The 16,086-nt window shown below is 67.6% G+C and carries 18 protein-coding genes; 13 read left to right on the plus strand and 5 right to left on the minus strand.

The features are described 5' to 3' along the window. Positions 1 to 2: 2 nt before the first annotated feature. From ACGFJ7_RS44705 to ACGFJ7_RS44730, 6 genes are read left to right on the plus strand one after another with little or no spacing between them, the layout of a single operon-like run. A complete protein-coding gene (locus tag ACGFJ7_RS44705; protein WP_360257763.1) occupies positions 3 to 680 on the plus strand; it encodes a DUF1684 domain-containing protein in 678 nt (225 codons plus the stop codon). Next, a complete protein-coding gene (locus ACGFJ7_RS44710) occupies positions 677 to 2,173 on the plus strand; it encodes an ABC transporter substrate-binding protein (RefSeq protein WP_360257760.1) in 1,497 nt (498 codons plus the stop codon). The genes ACGFJ7_RS44705 and ACGFJ7_RS44710 overlap by 4 nt, the downstream gene beginning before the upstream one ends. Further along, complete coding sequence (locus ACGFJ7_RS44715; RefSeq protein ID WP_360257757.1) at positions 2,173 to 3,129, plus strand: ABC transporter permease; 957 nt, start codon at positions 2,173 to 2,175, stop codon at positions 3,127 to 3,129. The genes ACGFJ7_RS44710 and ACGFJ7_RS44715 overlap by 1 nt, the downstream gene beginning before the upstream one ends. Continuing rightward, entirely contained in the window at positions 3,126 to 4,031 is a 906-nt protein-coding gene (locus ACGFJ7_RS44720; protein WP_392648349.1) for an ABC transporter permease, read from the plus strand. Before ACGFJ7_RS44715 ends, ACGFJ7_RS44720 begins: the two co-directional genes overlap by 4 nt. Beyond that, a complete protein-coding gene (locus ACGFJ7_RS44725) occupies positions 4,031 to 4,828 on the plus strand; it encodes an ABC transporter ATP-binding protein (RefSeq protein ID WP_360257753.1) in 798 nt (265 codons plus the stop codon). The genes ACGFJ7_RS44720 and ACGFJ7_RS44725 overlap by 1 nt, the downstream gene beginning before the upstream one ends. Continuing rightward, complete coding sequence (locus tag ACGFJ7_RS44730; protein WP_392648352.1) at positions 4,821 to 5,609, plus strand: ABC transporter ATP-binding protein; 789 nt, start codon at positions 4,821 to 4,823, stop codon at positions 5,607 to 5,609. Before ACGFJ7_RS44725 ends, ACGFJ7_RS44730 begins: the two co-directional genes overlap by 8 nt. A 901-nt stretch (positions 5,610 to 6,510) precedes the next feature. Here ACGFJ7_RS44730 and ACGFJ7_RS44735 read toward each other — a convergent pair. After that, positions 6,511 to 8,208: an ABC transporter ATP-binding protein gene (locus ACGFJ7_RS44735; RefSeq protein WP_392648355.1), complete on the minus strand. Its 1,698-nt coding sequence runs from the start codon at positions 8,206 to 8,208 to the stop codon at positions 6,511 to 6,513. Between the two features lie 321 nt (positions 8,209 to 8,529). On the opposite strand from ACGFJ7_RS44735, the gene ACGFJ7_RS44740 reads away from it, so the two are divergent. Both ACGFJ7_RS44740 and ACGFJ7_RS44745 read left to right on the plus strand, forming a co-directional pair. Continuing rightward, positions 8,530 to 9,339, plus strand: a complete 810-nt coding sequence (locus ACGFJ7_RS44740) for an SDR family oxidoreductase (protein ID WP_392648357.1) — start codon at positions 8,530 to 8,532, stop codon at positions 9,337 to 9,339. Positions 9,340 to 9,389: 50 nt separating this feature from the next. After that, a complete protein-coding gene (locus ACGFJ7_RS44745) occupies positions 9,390 to 9,941 on the plus strand; it encodes a hemerythrin domain-containing protein (protein WP_360257745.1) in 552 nt (183 codons plus the stop codon). Here the strand turns inward: ACGFJ7_RS44745 and ACGFJ7_RS44750 are convergent, their stop codons facing one another. Beyond that, positions 9,942 to 10,742 (minus strand): spore photoproduct lyase family protein, encoded by an 801-nt coding sequence (locus tag ACGFJ7_RS44750; protein WP_392648360.1) that lies wholly within the window; start codon positions 10,740 to 10,742, stop codon positions 9,942 to 9,944. Positions 10,743 to 10,817: 75 nt separating this feature from the next. Between ACGFJ7_RS44750 and ACGFJ7_RS44755 the strand changes: the two genes are divergently transcribed. Genes ACGFJ7_RS44755 through ACGFJ7_RS44770 form a run of 4 tightly spaced genes read left to right on the plus strand, consistent with a single transcriptional unit; the run spans position 10,818 to position 12,611 of the window. Next, a complete protein-coding gene (locus tag ACGFJ7_RS44755) occupies positions 10,818 to 11,414 on the plus strand; it encodes a helix-turn-helix domain-containing protein (RefSeq protein ID WP_392648362.1) in 597 nt (198 codons plus the stop codon). Continuing rightward, positions 11,411 to 12,076, plus strand: a complete 666-nt coding sequence (locus tag ACGFJ7_RS44760) for a DUF2637 domain-containing protein (RefSeq protein ID WP_392648365.1) — start codon at positions 11,411 to 11,413, stop codon at positions 12,074 to 12,076. Before ACGFJ7_RS44755 ends, ACGFJ7_RS44760 begins: the two co-directional genes overlap by 4 nt. Before the next feature lie 53 nt (positions 12,077 to 12,129). Next, complete coding sequence (locus tag ACGFJ7_RS44765; protein ID WP_392648368.1) at positions 12,130 to 12,390, plus strand: hypothetical protein; 261 nt, start codon at positions 12,130 to 12,132, stop codon at positions 12,388 to 12,390. Beyond that, complete coding sequence (locus ACGFJ7_RS44770) at positions 12,387 to 12,611, plus strand: hypothetical protein (protein ID WP_392648370.1); 225 nt, start codon at positions 12,387 to 12,389, stop codon at positions 12,609 to 12,611. The genes ACGFJ7_RS44765 and ACGFJ7_RS44770 overlap by 4 nt, the downstream gene beginning before the upstream one ends. A 62-nt stretch (positions 12,612 to 12,673) precedes the next feature. On the opposite strand, the gene ACGFJ7_RS44775 is transcribed toward ACGFJ7_RS44770, so the two are convergent. After that, positions 12,674 to 12,970 (minus strand): hypothetical protein, encoded by a 297-nt coding sequence (locus ACGFJ7_RS44775; protein WP_392648372.1) that lies wholly within the window; start codon positions 12,968 to 12,970, stop codon positions 12,674 to 12,676. 346 nt (positions 12,971 to 13,316) lie between these two features. On the opposite strand from ACGFJ7_RS44775, the gene ACGFJ7_RS44780 reads away from it, so the two are divergent. Further along, the gene (locus ACGFJ7_RS44780) at positions 13,317 to 14,036 is read left to right on the plus strand and encodes a hypothetical protein (protein WP_392648374.1); all 720 of its coding nucleotides are present in this window, start codon (positions 13,317 to 13,319) and stop codon (positions 14,034 to 14,036) included. A 249-nt stretch (positions 14,037 to 14,285) separates the two neighbouring features. On the opposite strand, the gene ACGFJ7_RS44785 is transcribed toward ACGFJ7_RS44780, so the two are convergent. Continuing rightward, on the minus strand, positions 14,286 to 14,657 hold the full coding sequence (locus ACGFJ7_RS44785) for an HNH endonuclease (RefSeq protein ID WP_392648377.1): 372 nt from the start codon (positions 14,655 to 14,657) through the stop codon (positions 14,286 to 14,288). A gap of 246 nt (positions 14,658 to 14,903) precedes the next feature. After that, positions 14,904 to 16,058 carry a phage major capsid protein gene (locus ACGFJ7_RS44790; RefSeq protein ID WP_392648379.1) on the minus strand — a complete coding sequence of 385 codons (1,155 nt, stop codon included), beginning with the start codon at positions 16,056 to 16,058 and terminating at the stop codon, positions 14,904 to 14,906. Between the last annotated feature and the right edge of the window lie 28 nt (positions 16,059 to 16,086).

Below are 16,086 nucleotides of genomic sequence, written 5' to 3' on the forward strand. Positions count from 1 at the left end.
CCATGACGGCAGACGAATACGCTGCGTGGCGACAGGCGCGGGAGCGCTCGGTCACCGCGCCCACCGGCAATCTCGCCCTGATCGAGACCCGCTGGGGCGCCGACGACCCAGCCGCGGCCCTCCAGGGCCAGCCACCCACAGTAACCGCCAGCACGCTGGCCCGCCGTGATTTGATCACGGGCATCGAGCAGCGCGGCGTCCGCCTCTGGGATGCCGACTCCCCCGCGATCCGTGCCTTCGCAGGCATCGAGGCGTACCCATATGCGCAGGACTGGGTGCTTGAGGGCACCTGGACCGAGGTGCCCGGAGCGCGGTATCTGCCCTTTGAACACGCCCGCGACGAGGGCCGAACGCGCGATCTTCCGGTGCCGGGTGATATTCACCTCACCATCGCCGGCCGCGACTACAACCTGAGCGCCTTCGACGACGAGGGCACGCTCCTGCTGGTCTTCGGCGACCCCACCAACGGCGTCGACACCTACCATTCCGGCCGTTTCCTGTTCCCCACGCTGACGCCGGGCACCAACAAGATCACCCTCGACTTCAACCAGGCGTTCGTGCCGCCGTGCGGGTTCTCCGCGGCCTACAACTGCCCGATGCCGCCACCGCAGAACCGCATCGCCGTCCCGGTCCACGCCGGCGAGAAACTCCCTCTGTTCAAGAATGGATACGAAGTATGAGAAGGCTTCTGGCCTCGCTGGCGGCGGTCACCGCGCTGAGTGTGGTGGCCGCTTGCGGCAGCGGTTCCACCTCCTCCACCGGCAAATCGGACGCCGCCGCCACCATCCAGGTCGGGTCGGTCTATGAGCCGCAGAACCTGGACAACACCGCCGGCGGCGGCCAGGGCGTGACCGAGGCGCTCAACGGCAACGTGTACGAGGGCCTGTACAAGCTCACCGACGACGGCAAGGTCGAGCCGCTGCTGGCCAAGAGCCAGAAGGTGAGCGACGACGGCCTCACCTACACGTTCACCCTTCAGCCGAACGTCAAGTTCCAGTCCGGCAAGGCGCTCACCTCGGCCGACGTCAAGGCGAGCATCGAGCGGGTCACCGCCGAGAACTCCAAGTCGGCCCGCAAGAGCAACCTCGAGGTCGTCAAGAGCATCACCACCCCCGACGACGCGACGGTGGTGGTCACGCTGTCCAAGCGGTCCATCTCGTTCGTCTACAACCTCAGCTACGTCTGGATCGTCAACTCGGCCGCGTCCGACTACGCGACCAAGGCCGACGGCACCGGCCCGTACAAGCTGGGCGAGTGGAAGCGCGGCTCGACGCTGTCGCTGACGAAGTTCGACGGCTACTGGGGTACGCCCGCCAAGAACGCCGGCGTGGTCTTCCACTACTACACGGACGCCACGGCGCTGAACAACGCGCTGCTCACCAACGCGGTCGACGTCGTCACCAGCGAGCAGAGCCCGGACGCGCTGGCCCAGTTCAAGAACAACTCCTCGTACAAGGTGAACGACGGCAAGTCGACGACCAAGCTGCTGCTGGCCTTCAACGACAAGGTCGCGCCGTTCGACAAGGCCGAGGTGCGCCAGGCGATCACCCAGGCCATCGACAAGAAGAAGCTGCTGAACAGCATCTGGGGCGAGTACGGCACGGTGATCGGCTCCATGGTCCCGCCCACCGACCCGTGGTACGAGGACCTGACCTCGGTCAACGCGTACGACGTGAACGCGGCCAAGGCCAAGCTGGCCGCGGCCGGCTTCCCGAACGGCTTCACCTTCACCCTGGACACGCCGAACTACGACCCGCACCCGACCGCGGCGACCTTCATCAAGTCGGAGCTCGCGAAGGTCGGCGTCACGGTGAACATCAACACGATCACGGCCGACCAGTGGTACACGAAGGTCTACCAGAAGCGTGACTTCCAGGCGACGATGCAGGAGCACGTCAACGATCGGGACGTGGTCTGGTACGGCGACCCCACCTTCTACTGGGGCTACGACAACAAGCAGGTCACGGCGTGGATCAACCAGGCTGAGCAGGCCAAGACCACCGACGAGCAGACCGCTCTGCTGAAGCAGGCCAACAAGCAGATCGCCACCGACGCGGCGAGCGACTGGCTGTACCTGTACCCGCAGATCGTGGTGGCCTCGACGAAGCTGTCCGGCTACCCCCTCAACGGCCTGAACGCGCAGTTCCCGGCGTACGACATCGTCAAGAGCTGATGACCGGCTACCTGCTGCGACGGACGGCGATCCTGCTCGGATCGCTGTTCCTCGCCGCGGTGGCCCTGTTCGTGCTGCTGCGGCTCCTGCCGGGCGACCCGGCCAACGCGCTGCTCCCGGTGGGCGCGACGCCCGAGCAGATCGAGGCCGCCCGGCGGGAGCTGGGCACGAACGAACCGCTGCTGAAGCAGTTCCTCACCTGGCTCGGCGACCTGTTCACGGGCGACCTCGGCACCTCGCTGATCAGCAAGCTGCCGGTGGCGCCGGAGATCGCGGCCCGGCTGCCGGTCACGGTGCCGCTGACGCTGGCCGCGTTCGTGCTCGCGGTCGTGGTGGCGGTGCCGGTGGGCACGCTGGCCGCGGTCCGGGCCGATCGGTGGTACGGGGTGGTGCTGAACGCGGTGGCCCAGTTCGGCATCGCGGTTCCCGCCTTCTGGGTGGGGCTGCTGCTGGTCACCGTGTTCGCCTTGAAGCTCCAGGTCCTTCCGGCCGGTGGCTTCCCGCCGGACGGCTGGAACGACTTCGGTACGGCCGTCGAGTCACTGATCCTGCCGGTCGTCACGGTCGCGCTGGTCATGTCGGCGTCTCTCATCCGGTACGTCCGGGCGGCCGTCCTCGAGGTCAAGGGCGCCGACTACCTGCGTACGGCCCGGTCGCTCGGCTCCTCCCCCGCGCGCGCCCTGTGGCGGCACGGGCTGCGCAACGCGGCCGTGCCGGTCATCGCGGTGCTCGCCATGGAGCTGGCGACGACGTTCCTGGGGGCGGTGGTCGTGGAGAGCGTGTTCGCGCTGCCCGGCCTGGGCGGCCTGCTGGTCAAGGCCATCGGCGAGCACGACTTCCCGGTCATCCAGGGCGTGATGCTGGTCAGCACCGCGACCGTGCTGGTGGTCGGCTTCCTCGGCGACGTGTCGCAGCGCCTGGTCGACCCCCGCCTGCTGCATCGGAGCGCCTCGTGAACCGTCGTTCCCTTCACCTGGTCATCGGGCTCGTACTGGTGCTCATCGTGGTCGGCGCGGTGCTGGTGTCGTACGTCTGGCTGCCGTTCCCGCCCGACGACACGTCAGGCGGCCGGCTCATGCCGCCCGGCGGCGACCACCTGCTGGGCACCGACAAGCTGGGCCGGGACCTGTTCACGCAGCTGCTCATCGGCGGCCGGATCGCGATCGGCACGGCGCTGGGCGCGGTCGCGGTGGGCGGCGTGCTCGGGGTGAGCGCCGGGCTGCTCGCGGGGTTCGCGACGCACTGGCTCGACGACGCCTTCGCGGTGGTGCTGGACATCCTGATCGCGTTCCCGACCCTGCTGCTGGCGATGCTCATCGTGGCCGGCACGGGCGCGTCGCTGGGCACCGCGATCCTGGCCATCGGCCTGGCCATGGCGGCGATCGTGGCCCGGCTCGTCCGGGTGCTGGTGAAGCAGGTGCTGGCCCGCGACTACATCACCGCGGCCCGCGTCGCCGGCGTGTCCTGGCCACGCATCGTGGCCAGCCACATCATGCCGAACATCGGCCCGGTCGTGATGGTGAACCTGGCCCTGCAGGCGGGCCTGGCGGTCCTGGCCGAGGCGAGCCTGTCGTACCTGGGCCTGGGCACGCCCCCGCCGAACGCTTCCTGGGGCCGCATGCTGTACGAGGCCCAGGCCACCGTGCTGACCTCACCGGTGGCCGCGCTGGCTCCCGGTATCGCCCTGGTCGTCCTGGTGATCGGCATGAACCTGACCGCCGACGGCCTGCGCGACCTGACCGACCCCACACGCCGCCGGGGCCGCGCCGCAGTCGACGTTTTCGAACTGGCCGACTACACCGAGGTCGTCGACCCCGCCCTCGCCCGCACCACCGGCTCCGATCGACGGGAGGACTGATGGCTCTGCTCTCCGTTTCCGGGCTGACCGTCCGCAGCGGCGGCACCACGCTGGTCGACGACGTCTCGTTCACCGTCGGCCAGGGCGACCGGGTCGGCCTGATCGGCGAGTCCGGGTCGGGCAAGTCCCTGACCGCCCTCGCGGTCACCGGCCTGCTGCCGCCGGGACTGACCGCGACGGGAGAGGTACGCCTGGACGGGGTCGACATGATCGGCGCGCCCGAACGGCAGCGGACGGCGGTACGCGGCCCGGTGGCGGCGATCGTCTTCCAGGAGCCGCTGACCGCGCTGAACCCGCTGATGCGCGCCGGCCGCCAGATCGCCGAGCCGCTGCGCCGCGTCCGTGGCCTGCGCGGCGCCGCGCTGCGCGAAGCCGTGCACGCGGCGTTGCGAGAGGTGCTGCTCGACGACACCGACCGGATCGCCCGCTCGTACCCGCACCAGCTCTCCGGCGGCCAGCGCCAGCGGGTGGCCATCGCGATGGCGATCGCCTGCCGCCCCCGCCTGCTGATCGCCGACGAGCCGACGACCGCGCTCGACGTGACCGTACAGGCGGAAATCCTCGACCTGCTCGACCGCCTGGCGACCGCCCACGGCACGGCGCTGGTCTTCATCACCCACGATCTGCCGGTAGCGGCCCGGGTCATCCACGACACCCACGTCATGCGGAACGGCCGCATCGTCGAATCCGGCCCGATCTCCTCGCTGATAGCCGCCCCCGAACACCCGTACACCCGAACCCTCGTCGACAGCGCCCGCCGCTTCGACGCCGCCCTGGAGCGGACCGCCCGTGACTGACTCTTCCCACCCGTCCATCTCCGCGGCGTCCACGGGCGCCTCGTCTCTGCTCGCCGCCGAGGCCGTCGGGTTCTCGTATCGCGGCGGCACGCCGGCGCTGACTGACGTGTCGCTGGCGGTGCAGGCCGGCCGCAACGTCGCGCTGGTCGGCGAGTCGGGGGCCGGCAAGAGCACGCTGTTGCGGCTGCTGCTCGGGCTGGCCCAGCCCACGACCGGCACCATCACGTTCGGCGGCCGGCCGCTGACCCGGGGACGGCTGCGGGAGTACCGGCGTTCCGTCCAGGCGGTCTTCCAGGACCCGTACTCGTCCCTCGACCCCCGCCACAAGATCGGCCGGATCGTGGCCGAGCCCCTGCGCGGTCTCGGCCTGGGCGCCGACCCGGCCCGGGTGGCCCAGGCCCTCGACGCGGTGGGCCTGCCGGCCGACACGGCCGGCCGCTACCCGCACGAGTTCTCCGGTGGCCAGCGGCAGCGGATCGCCATCGCCCGCGCCATCGTTTGCGACCCGAAGGTCCTGCTGGCCGACGAGCCGGTCAGCGCCCTCGACCTGACCACCCGCGTCCGCATCGTCGACCTGCTGGCGTCGCTCTGCGCCGAACGGGACCTCACCATCATGCTGGTCTCCCACGACCTGGGCGTGGTGGCCGAGCTGTGCCGGCACACGGCCGTCCTGGAACACGGCCGCCTGGTCGAACAGGGCGACACGTCCCAGGTCCTGGGAGCGCCGTCCCATCCGTACACCCGCAAGCTCCTGGCCAGCGTTCCCCGCCTGACCAACTGAACCGCGGCCGGCGGGAACCCGCGCCCGGCCGAGGTGGCGCCTCCCCGGCACCGCGGCGGCCGGCGCGGCATCCACCGCCCCACCCGGCCCATCGGCGCGGGTCTCGGCTCTGGCCCGAGGGGGCGGCGCGGGTCTCCGCTCTGAACGGAGGGGTCGGCGCGCTCGGCCCATCCGCGGGTCTCGGCTCTGGCCCGAGGGGGCGGCGCGGGTCTCCGGCTCTGGGCCGAGGGGTCGGCGCGGGTCTCGGCTCTGGGCGGAAGGGTCGGCGCGGGTCTCGGCTCTGGGCGGAGGGGTCGGCGCGCCCGGCGTTTCCGGACGGGTCGGCGCACCGGCCAGGCCCGCACGGGTGGGCATCCCGGCCGCAAGCCGCTGTTGGGGAACGCGACCGTGATGTGCCCGCGCGGGCACATCAGCGGACCGGATGAGCCGAACCACCGCTCCTGGATTTATACGGTAAATCACTATGAAATGGCGAATTCACCGCGTCGGGAGCAGGGCGCGGGCTCGCTGCTACCGGCTCGGCAGGCGGCCCGCTGAGCCGAAGGAACTGCGCCCTCAACGAACCGGACTGCGCCGGTGCCGGACTTCGCCCGGAAGGTTTGACTCACTGTCCCACCTCCACATGAGTGGAGAGACCCACAACGTCCGGGTGTATGGACTCTCCCGCTGCTACGGCGCAGGGCGAGGTTCCGGGAGGCGATTCGCTCGGCGCGCTGGGGAGAGGCGATGCGCTCGGCGCGGCCGAAAAAGATGACACCTACGGCGTGGCCGGTGACGGCGGGGAGAGCGTGGCCGGTGAAGGCGCGGAGAGCGTGGCCGGTGAAGGCGCGGAGAGCGTGGCCGGTGAAGGCGCGGAAGACGTAGCCGGTGAAGGCGCTCAGGGCGTCGCAGGTGAAGGCGCTCAGGGCGTCGCAGGTGAAGGCGCGGAGGGCTTCTCGTCCGGGTGTGGGGCGACGGGGACCACCCGGGTCGGTGAAAGGTCGAGGTGGGTGTCGTGGGTGATCAGGATGGTGGTGCGGCCGGTCATCAGGCGGCGTAGCGGGGTCATGACGCGGGCCGCCGAGTCGCGGTCCAAGCCGGTGGTGGGCTCGTCCAGGATCAGGACCGGTGTGTCGCGCAGCAGGGCGCGGGCGATGGCTATCCGCTGGCGCTGGCCGCCGGAGAGCAGGCGGCCGCGGTGGCCCACGTCGGTACGGTAGCCCTCGGGCAGCGCGGCGATGAAATCGTGCGCGTCGGCGGCCCGGGCGGCCGCCTCCACCTCCTCGGGGGTCGCCGAGGGGCGGCCGTACGCGATGTTGTCGTAGAGGCTGCCGGCGAAGAGCTGGCTCTCCTGGTGCAGCAGGGTGACGTTGGCGCGCAGCGTGCGCAGCGGCAGGCGCCGGATGTCGACACCGTCGAGCAGGATCCGGCCGGCCGTCGGGTCGTGGAAGCGCAGCAGCAGCTTCGTCACGGTGGACTTGCCGGACCCGCTCGGGCCGGCCAGCAGCACCACGTCGCCGGGATGCGCCGTGAACGACAGGCCCCGGAGGGCCGGACCTTTCGCTCGCGGATAACTGAATTCGACACCGTCGACGTCCACCCGGCCCCGGGCCCGCCAGTTCTCGTCCGCCCAGCCGGCCTCGGACGAGGAAACGGGCGCGGGCTGGACGCGCAGCAGGTCGTCCAGGCGTTCCACCGCGGCGGCCGCCTCGGCCGCGCCGAGCGGGAACTGGCCCAGCGTCTGCATCGGCGGGTACAGGTAGCCGAGGTAGCCCGCGAACGACAGCAGGCCGCCGAGGCTGACCCGGCCGGCCGACAGTTCCCAGGCGCCCAGGCCCAGCACGGTCAGCACACAGATGGTCTCGACCACACCGACCAGTGGACCGTACAGCGATCCCAGCCGGGTCTCGGCCATCCGCGCCCGCAACCACACCAGGCCCTGCCGGTGCAGGCGGTCCTGCTCGGCTTCCTGGCGGTTGTACGCGCGTACCACCGCCTGGTTGGAAAGGCTTTCCTCGACCACCGTGGCGATGCCGCCGTTGCCGGCCCGCTCCTCGGCCGCGGCCGCCTGGAAGCGGCCGCCGATGGCCCGGGACACCACCAGGAACAGCGGCGCGAGGGCGAACGAGGCGAGGGCGAGGTCCCACCGTACGAGAAGGGCGGCCGTGGCGAAGGCGATGACGCTGACCGCCGCCGTGGCCGTGCGGACCAGGCCGGACACGACGAAACCCTCGACCGATTCGAGGTCGTCGGTGAACCGGGTCATCAGGTCGCCGAGGCGGCTCTGGTCGAGGAAATCGAGCGGAACGCGCTGCGCGTGCGCGAACATGCGGCCGCGTAATCGCAACAGGAATCGTTCGCCGGCGAGGGTGACCAGAAGGCCGGCGGAAAATGAGGCGGCCGCGCCCGCGACAGCGATGACGAGCCACGATATCGCCGGTTTCCAGAATGCGTGGATGTCGCCGGCCGCCAGCACGTCGTCGGTGATGACGCCGAACAGATACACGGCGGCCACTTCGGCCGCGGCCGCGAGGACGGCGAGCGAGCCGCCCAGGAGGACCAGCTTGCGGTCGGCGGCCACCAGCGGCCAGAACCGCCTGATCGTCGGCCACCCGTTCATTTCCGCTCTCCTGCTCATCAGGGGGTGGGGGCCGGCCCTGCCGACCGGCCCCACTCCGTCAGTTCCCGTCGCGACGCGGCCCGGACTTCTTCTTCTTGTCCTTCTTCTTCAGCTCGGCCGGCGGGCGGGGGAGCTCTTCGCGCTTCTTCGGGAGGATGTTGTTGAACGGCATGACTCATGCCCTTTCTCTTGTTTTCCGCCGTGCGGCGCTTGCAGAGAGAAAACTATTTTCGGAAGTTGTCCGGCCGATATGCGAGGCCTGGGAATCGGATAAGTCGAATGACATGAATACCGGCCCGCCGACGGGGTATCCGCCGGGCCATGACCAGGCGATATGACGGATACGACAGGGTTGCGGTGGTGACGGGATCGGACTCCGGAATCGGCGAGGCGATAGCTGTCGCCCTGGCCCGGGGCGGGTTCGACGTGGGCGTCACCTACCGGTCCGACGACAGCGGGGCCAAGGCCACGGCCGAGAAGGTACGGGCGGCCGGGCGCCGCGCCGAGCTGCGCCGCCTCGACCTGACGGAGCTGCCGGGGGCGGCGGACGTGGTGGACGAGCTCGCCGACGCCCTGGGCGGTTTGGGTGTGCTGGTCAACTGCGCCGGCACGGGCATCTCGACGCCGGTACTCGACACCGGGTACGAGCAGTGGCGCGAAGTACTCGCGGTCGACCTGGACGGGCCGTTCCTCTGCGCGCAGCGGGCCGCCCGCCGGATGTCCGCCGCCGGCCGGGGCGGGCGGATCATCAACATCACCAGCGTGCACGAGCACGCCCCGCGGGTGGGCTCCGGCGCGTACTGCGCGGCCAAGGGCGGCCTCGGGCTGCTGACCAAGGTGATGGCGCAGGAGCTGGCGAGCCACGGCATCACCGTCAACGCGGTGGCGCCGGGCGAGATCGCCACGCCGATGACCGGCAACGACGACGTCGACCCGTTCACCGTGGACCGGCCCGGCATCCCGGCCGGCCGGCCGGGCGACGCCAACGAGGTGGCGGCGGTGGTCGCGATGCTGGCGGGGCCGGCGGCCGCGTACGTCACCGGCTCGTCCTGGGTCGTCGACGGCGGGATGCTGCTGATGGGCCCGCAGGCCGGCTCGCACCTGACAACCGACCAGTGGCGTGAGGGATAGACCACCCTCACCGGGGTATTCGGACGGCCTACCGAAGCCGAGGAGCAATCATGACCAAGGACGTCATCGACGTTCTGACCAGCGACCACCGGGACGTCACGGCCCTGATCGGGGAGATCTGGACGATCCGTGACCCGATGATGCGCCGCGATCTGACCGACACCGCGATCAGCGAGCTGGTCCGCCACGCCGTCGCCGAGGAGATGTACGTCTACCCGGCGATGAAGAAGTACCTGCCGGACGGCGAGAAGTCCGTCGAGCACGACGTCGAGGAGCACAAGGAGCTCGAGGAGACGATGAAGCGTCTCGAGGACGTCGACGTCTCCAGCCCCGAGTTCGACGAGGCGCTGCGCAAGCTCGAGGAGGTGCTGCGCGACCACGTGCAGGACGAGGAGAGCGAGCAGTTCCCCGAGCTGCGCCGGGTCGTGCCGGCCGACGAGCTGGTCGAGCTGGCCGGCAAGGTGGAGACGGCCAAGAAGCTGGCGCCGACCCGGCCGCACCCGAGCGCGCCGAACGCCGAGCTCTTCCACAAGCTCGTCGGCCCCGGCGTCGGCCTGGTCGACCGGCTGCGCGACAAGCTGACCGGGCGGGCCACGAAGTAGTCAGAAGGCGTACCGCACGCGGCAGTAGGGGATCCGCTCGGCGATCAGGCCGGTCAAGGCCTGCACGTAGGCGCCCTTGCTGCCGGTGCGGTAGCGCACGTTCCAGCTGCCGTTCTGCGACCGCTTCGGCTGTTGCAGCTCCGGGCGCCAGAGCAGTTCCTCCGCCTTGGGATGCCAGCCCAGGTTGACTTCGTGCAGGTCGCGGTTGTGGGTCAGGAAGATGACCTCGCAGGCGAGCTGCTGCTTGGCGGCGGCGCCGATCCCCGCGTCGAGCTGGCCGAACAGCTCGGCCCAGGCCTCGAGCCAGCCGTCACGCACCACGACCGGGCTGAAGTTCACGTGAACCTCGTAGCCGGCGGCCACGAAGTCGTCGATGGCGGCGATCCGCTCGGCGATCGGCGAGGTGCGGATGTCGAGCAGCTTCGCGTCGGCCTGCGGCATCAGCGAGAAGCGGACCCGGGTACGCCCTTGCGGATCCCAGTCGAGCAGATCCCGGTTGACGTACTTGGTGGCGAACGACGCCTTCGCGGTGGGGATCCACCGGAACAGCTCGACCAGGTCGCGGACGTTGTCGCTCAGGAGAGCGTCCACGCTGCAGTCGGAGTTCTCGCCGATGTCGTACACCCAGGCGAGCGGGTCACACTCGTTGCCGGCCGGCTTCACGCCCTGCCGGGCCGCGTGCCGCTGCACGTACCCGAGAATCTTGTCGATGTTGGCGAAGACTGTGATCGGGTTGGAGTAGCCCTTGTGCCGCGGCACGTAACAGTAGGCGCACGCCATCTGCGACAAAGTTTCGGACACTGACGCCCAAATAGAGCGACCTCGGAAGGGACCGTGAATCCCAACCGAGGTCATGACGGGAATCGGAGTCCCGCCGTGAGCCACAGTACCGAAGCGACGCCCCAGCACCCGCTAGCGGCCGTCCGTGAACTCATCCGCGACACCCGCGACCTGTCCGCCAACGAGCGGATGGTGTTGGTCGTGATCGCCACTCACAGCAACCGCGACGGGGACGCGTACCCCAGCGCGCAGACGATCGCTGACATCGTGGGGTGTTCGCTCCGCACCGTTCAGCGGGCCGTGGCCCGGCTGGTCAACCTTGGCCGCCTGGCCGTCCGTCGTGTCGCTGGAATCGCCTCGAACGTCTACCGGGTGCTTACTTCGGCGCCTCAACCGACTATGACAAGCGGCAACGAGGCAGCGTCAAAATCGAGCGCCGTTGCGTCAGCCCCAGTGACACCCGAAGTTCCGAAGTTCTCAGAAGGATCTAAGGGCGCTCCGCGCCGCGACTGGCGTCGCTTCCTCCCGTCCGGAGTCAAAAGCAACAACCCCGCATCGGGTACACAGCCGTTCCAGCGTCGCGGCGCCGCTCTTCCCCCGGCTGTCGGTGCTGACCGTTGCTCCCGGCACGTCGGGCAGCTCGCCGCGCACTGTGCGCCGTGCCGTTCGGAAGCCATCGGTGGTGTGGCATGAGGGACATCGATTGGGTCAAGGTCGCTGCCCGCGGTTCCGCCGTCGTGGTCGCCCTGGTCGCGGGCGCCTCATCGTTCCGGCACATCGCCGCCGTGAGCCTCCACTACGGCGAGGTTGCTGCGGTCGCCTACTCGCTGCCGTTCGCTATCGACGGTCTGCTCATCGTCGCCACGATGGCGATGATCGAGGACAAACGGGCCGGGCGGCGCATCCGCTGGTCGGCACGGGTCGCGTTCGTGTTCGGTGTGGTCGCTTCCCTCGGGGCGAACATCGCGTCCGCTCAGCCGTCCGCGGGGGCGCGGATCGTGGCCGCTGTTCCGGCCGTAGCGCTCCTGCTGGCGATTGAGGTTCTGTCGCGGTCCGGTGCGCCGGCCGACCAGGTAACCGGGGTCACGACCATCCCGGCATCGAAGTCGGCACCTGTGGCGGAACAACCGGCCGACCAGCCGGAACCCGCCGATGTTCCGGTCAACGAACCCCGGAACGTGATCAACATCGACCGCCCGACGCGTACCGTGAAACGTCGCCCGGCCGCCGAGACCCGCCGTCTCATAGCGGAACTTGAGGACAGCTTCCCCGGCATCACCCGCGCTGAGGTGGCTAAGCGCCTCGACCTCAGCGAACGTCGCATCCGGGCCGTGATGGCGGGTGTTGCGGCATGAACGGGGTTTGCACGTTCAGGTTCCACCGGGACAGCCGGTTCATCGAGCGCCGGATGATCCGGCTAGGGCTCGACCTCCCCGGGCTAGCGGAAGCCATCGGCGCCACCGAGGATGACGCGTTCGACTTCCTCTCAGGGCACGTCGACTACGGCGACGAGTTGCCCGATTCTGTCGGCCGGTTGCTGACACTGCTCGGGTGCGGCCTGGTCGACGTGGCCGACTATGACGGCGCCGCAGATGACGGTGAGGCGTACCGGATCATCAAGATCGAAGAATCCCGGCTGTTGGCCGTGGCAGGAAGGAACGATGAGTGACCGAAGATCACACGTACCGGGTCAAGGTCGAACGTGAGGGTAAGTACCTGACCGCAGAGGTTCAGGACGTGCCGGTGGCGACTTTCGCCGAGACGCCTGCCGGACTCGACTACATGGTTCGAGACGCGCTCGTGGGGACGTTCGACCTTCCCGCGGACGCTGCCAGCCGCTTCAACCTCATCTGGGAGTGGCCCGACGGGGAAGCCCCGGATTGGGCCTAAGTGCTGCGGATCGACCCACAAAGGAAGAGGGCGGCACTCGTGTGAGTGCCGCCTCCCAAGCCCTAGGGACCATCACCACCTTCCGCAGGCTGAAGCTGCGAAACCTGGCCGTCAGGCAGGTCTAGAGGTGGTGGCGTTGCTTGCCCCTCGATGACGGACGGATCAACCGACTCGCCGTCACGAGGCACCCGGTACTGGATGTCTGCTGTCAGTTTGAAATGCGTGGTCAGATCGGCGCTCAAGCGGATCATGAAGTCTACCGGTCGGCTACTGGTGTTCGCCTTGAGTATCCAAGCCAGTCCGACGAGGAGGACAATGATCGCCAGGAGAGCCCAAATCCACGAGTCGGGCTCTCGCACGTTCTGATCTCGCTAGCGGCCGAGCTTCAAGACGAAGCCGACCTTTCTGTGCGCCTCGAATTTGTTTGGTTAGTGTCCATAACTCACCCTTCCCTGACAGAGCAGCTAAAGGACGGATGTCCCTAAGTCTGCATCCCAGCGGCATCGGGCGCGGCGAACAGGGCGCCTTAGACCGCGGGGCGGCAGTACACCTGCCTAGCGGATCTTCGCTAACGCCACCCTCCCCTACTCGGTTGAGGGCGCGATGCGCAACCGCATGGGGCAAAGTCTGACACAAGATCACAATTTGTGGCAGTAATGTCCGCCACGGCTTGATGACCTTGACCGATTCGCTCACCCTGTCAGCATGCTTTGGTTTGCACCCGCGCCTAGCCCGACCCCCATTCTTAGCCCGACTCCCGTTCTAAGCCCTTCCCCCTCGCTGGCGCCGGCCACCGAGCAAGCCACCAATAATGCCAATCTCGCTCTAGTAGTCGCCGTTTTGGCCGCCGTGGCAAGCATTGTGGTAGCGGTCATCAACCACTTGACCGCGCGCAGCCGCGAGCGTGACCGATGGGAACTTGAGGAGAGGCGAGAAAAGGATCGGTGGGAGCGTGAGCGCGCGGAGCGACAGGAGCAATGGGAACGTGAAGACGCGGCCCGATGGCACCGCGAACGACTCGACGCATATTCAGCTTTGCTTACCAGTTTTACAAATTTTATTCGGCTAACCGAGGAACTGTTGCCACACCGACTTGACCCAAACGAGCGTTACGAGCCTTCGGTTGAAGATATGAAATCGATCCTGGAGGAATTTAAGACCCTTGACATTATTCATCGCAATATTGCGCTATGGGCGCCTCCGGCCCTGATGTCTAAGGTCTTAATTCTTGCGGGCGAATGCGCAGCGTCCGTAAACTCGCTTGTAGACATGGACGCAAACCCGATATCCAACAGTGAGGCTGGTAGGCGAATATCGCAGGATATTGAAGATCTCCAACGACAGTTGGATTACATCCAAACCGACGTGCGCTCAGAGTTGGGTATCACCAATCCGATGCGCCTTAGGGATCACTCAGCCTCGTGACCAATTAGTGTCGCAGAAGGCGGCGAGGGCGGTACGCACGGTCGGCACGCTCGACCTGAACTTGATGGCAACGGAACTGAGGAAACCAGCCGTGACACTCGCAGGCATCGGGAATCCAATCCCGCTCGACCTCAGCGGGTGTCCGGCCTTGCTGCCCGACCGCTAGCCGCTTCAGGTATCCCGCGGTGTGCTCATGCTGGAAGGCGCCAGACATAGCCATCTGTGCCGCGTGCCTAGCTTTCTCGATGCTCATGCCGCCACCCCGGCGCCGGCCGCCCGCTGTTCCGCCTCACGTCGGCTTTCCTCAGTGAGGATGTAGCGGAAGAACGCACGCCACATCTTCGAGTTCTCCCGCCAACTATTCTCTTCCCGTGAGCAGACGCTGAGATGTTCCATTCGGACGCATCGGCGCTCATGGCAAAGATGGTCAACCGTCTTGCCTTCGACGTTCATCCCGTAGTAGGCGGCCATCAAACGATGGACATACTCGGCCTTGCCCTGATGACGGATGACACCATACCCGTTCTTTGTGGCGGCGCCGGTCCAATAGACGCAACCCCCATCGAGGGGATGGAAAATCGCGCAGCGCTCTAGGATGCGCTCATGGATAGGACGATTCACGGAAACTCCAAAACGTTAGTAATTTCGTACAACTGAGTAGGCAAAAAGAGAAAGGGGCCGGGACCGAAGTCCCGAACCCCTAAACCCCTGCCGCTACCGCTCTCTCAACCCCGGAACACCCACCCGTGAACCGAAAGAACGCCACCAAAGGCGAAAGGAAGAAAGCCCTCTGATGACGCTTTCACGGATCACGGAACCGGCCTAGGGAGAGGCTAGAATCCCTAGACCGGAACCGCATTTTCCTAATTAGCTAGCCGCTGCGACAATCCGCTGAACCGAGGTAGCCTCAGCAGCGAAAGAACCCGCGATCCGGTAGGTAGCGCGGTAGCCGATGGTGTCGCTGTCGAACTTCCACTGATCCGACTTAGCAAGTCGGATGTCACGACGGATGCCGCAGAAAATCCGGGAAGCGTCCGCGACGATCACCGTGCGCGCCGGAACGTTGTTCGACACCAGCAGCGGGAGACCCATGGCCGCACGCGCAGGATCGGCCGTAACCGACTGCGCCAGGAAAGCGCCCGTAGCGCCGTTCTCGCGCTCGGACACAAGCGCTGTCCACATGTCGACGGAAGCCCAAATCACGGTGGGAGTGCTGCCAGTAGCGGCAATCCGGCCGTAGGCAGCGATCACATCAGCCCACGTGACGGTGGTCTTGCCGGTCGAAAGAGTGGTGACCGCCGAGTTACCCGCGGCCGTCAGTCCCAGTAGCGCGGTCGCGCTGCCAGCACCGGAGAACGCATCCTTATCGACCACCTGACCGATGTCCCGAACCAGGGTGTCACCGACCAGCGCCTCAACATCAACGCTGGCATCCTCGATCACCTCGGAGCTAGCGCGGTAGAGAGCCGCGTACTTCACCGGGGTAAGCGACGGGCCAGCGAACGTAAGCGAACCCTCGGGAATCGCGTTCCCCTCACCGACCACCGCGGGATCGGTCGAGGCGGTGAGCTGAGGAATGACGAACTTAGCGCCATCGAACGGGATCACACGCAGACCCGGCGCCTGCATAAATACAGACTGGTTGCGCAGCTTGTCGATCCACTCAGAGGCAACCTTGGTGGGGACGGCGTAGCCGCCGGCCGCGGGCGAGCCCTCAGCGACCAGGGCGCGCCACTCGTTCTCGGTGGGGACGATGCTCCGCCACTCCATAGAGTTGCGGCTGTTGCGGTTCGTGCCGGCCACCATCCGTGCGGCCTCAGCGTTCAGTTCCTTAATCCGAAGCTCGGACTCGGCCGCCTTCACGTGACCCCGAGCCTCAGCCTCAAGGTCATCCATCTGCCGATCGATCGACTCAATCCGGGAACGCTTGTCAGCGTTCGATAGAGAACCGTCGTTAGCGACGTTCTTACGCTGCTCGAAAAGCGCGGCACGCTGATTAAGGGCAGTGTCGGCAAGAGCCATGAAATCCATTACGGGTGTTGCTCCAATA

This window comes from Actinoplanes sp. NPDC048988 (genome assembly GCF_043197815.1).
Lineage (GTDB): Bacteria > Actinomycetota > Actinomycetes > Mycobacteriales > Micromonosporaceae > Actinoplanes.

What these genes read in the sequence shown, in the direction of transcription:
- ACGFJ7_RS44705 (WP_360257763.1), top strand. Translation starts at nt 3, where the DNA reads ATGACGGCAGACGAATACGCTGCGTGGCGACAGGCGCGGGAGCGCTCG.
- ACGFJ7_RS44710 (WP_360257760.1), top strand. Translation starts at nt 677, where the DNA reads ATGAGAAGGCTTCTGGCCTCGCTGGCGGCGGTCACCGCGCTGAGTGTG.
- ACGFJ7_RS44715 (WP_360257757.1), top strand. Translation starts at nt 2,173, where the DNA reads ATGACCGGCTACCTGCTGCGACGGACGGCGATCCTGCTCGGATCGCTG.
- ACGFJ7_RS44725 (WP_360257753.1), top strand. Translation starts at nt 4,031, where the DNA reads ATGGCTCTGCTCTCCGTTTCCGGGCTGACCGTCCGCAGCGGCGGCACC.
- ACGFJ7_RS44735 (WP_392648355.1), bottom strand. Translation starts at nt 8,208, where the DNA reads ATGAACGGGTGGCCGACGATCAGGCGGTTCTGGCCGCTGGTGGCCGCC.
- ACGFJ7_RS44740 (WP_392648357.1), top strand. Translation starts at nt 8,530, where the DNA reads ATGACCAGGCGATATGACGGATACGACAGGGTTGCGGTGGTGACGGGA.
- ACGFJ7_RS44745 (WP_360257745.1), top strand. Translation starts at nt 9,390, where the DNA reads ATGACCAAGGACGTCATCGACGTTCTGACCAGCGACCACCGGGACGTC.
- ACGFJ7_RS44760 (WP_392648365.1), top strand. Translation starts at nt 11,411, where the DNA reads ATGAGGGACATCGATTGGGTCAAGGTCGCTGCCCGCGGTTCCGCCGTC.
- ACGFJ7_RS44765 (WP_392648368.1), top strand. Translation starts at nt 12,130, where the DNA reads ATGATCCGGCTAGGGCTCGACCTCCCCGGGCTAGCGGAAGCCATCGGC.
- ACGFJ7_RS44780 (WP_392648374.1), top strand. Translation starts at nt 13,317, where the DNA reads ATGCTTTGGTTTGCACCCGCGCCTAGCCCGACCCCCATTCTTAGCCCG.
- ACGFJ7_RS44790 (WP_392648379.1), bottom strand. Translation starts at nt 16,058, where the DNA reads ATGGCTCTTGCCGACACTGCCCTTAATCAGCGTGCCGCGCTTTTCGAG.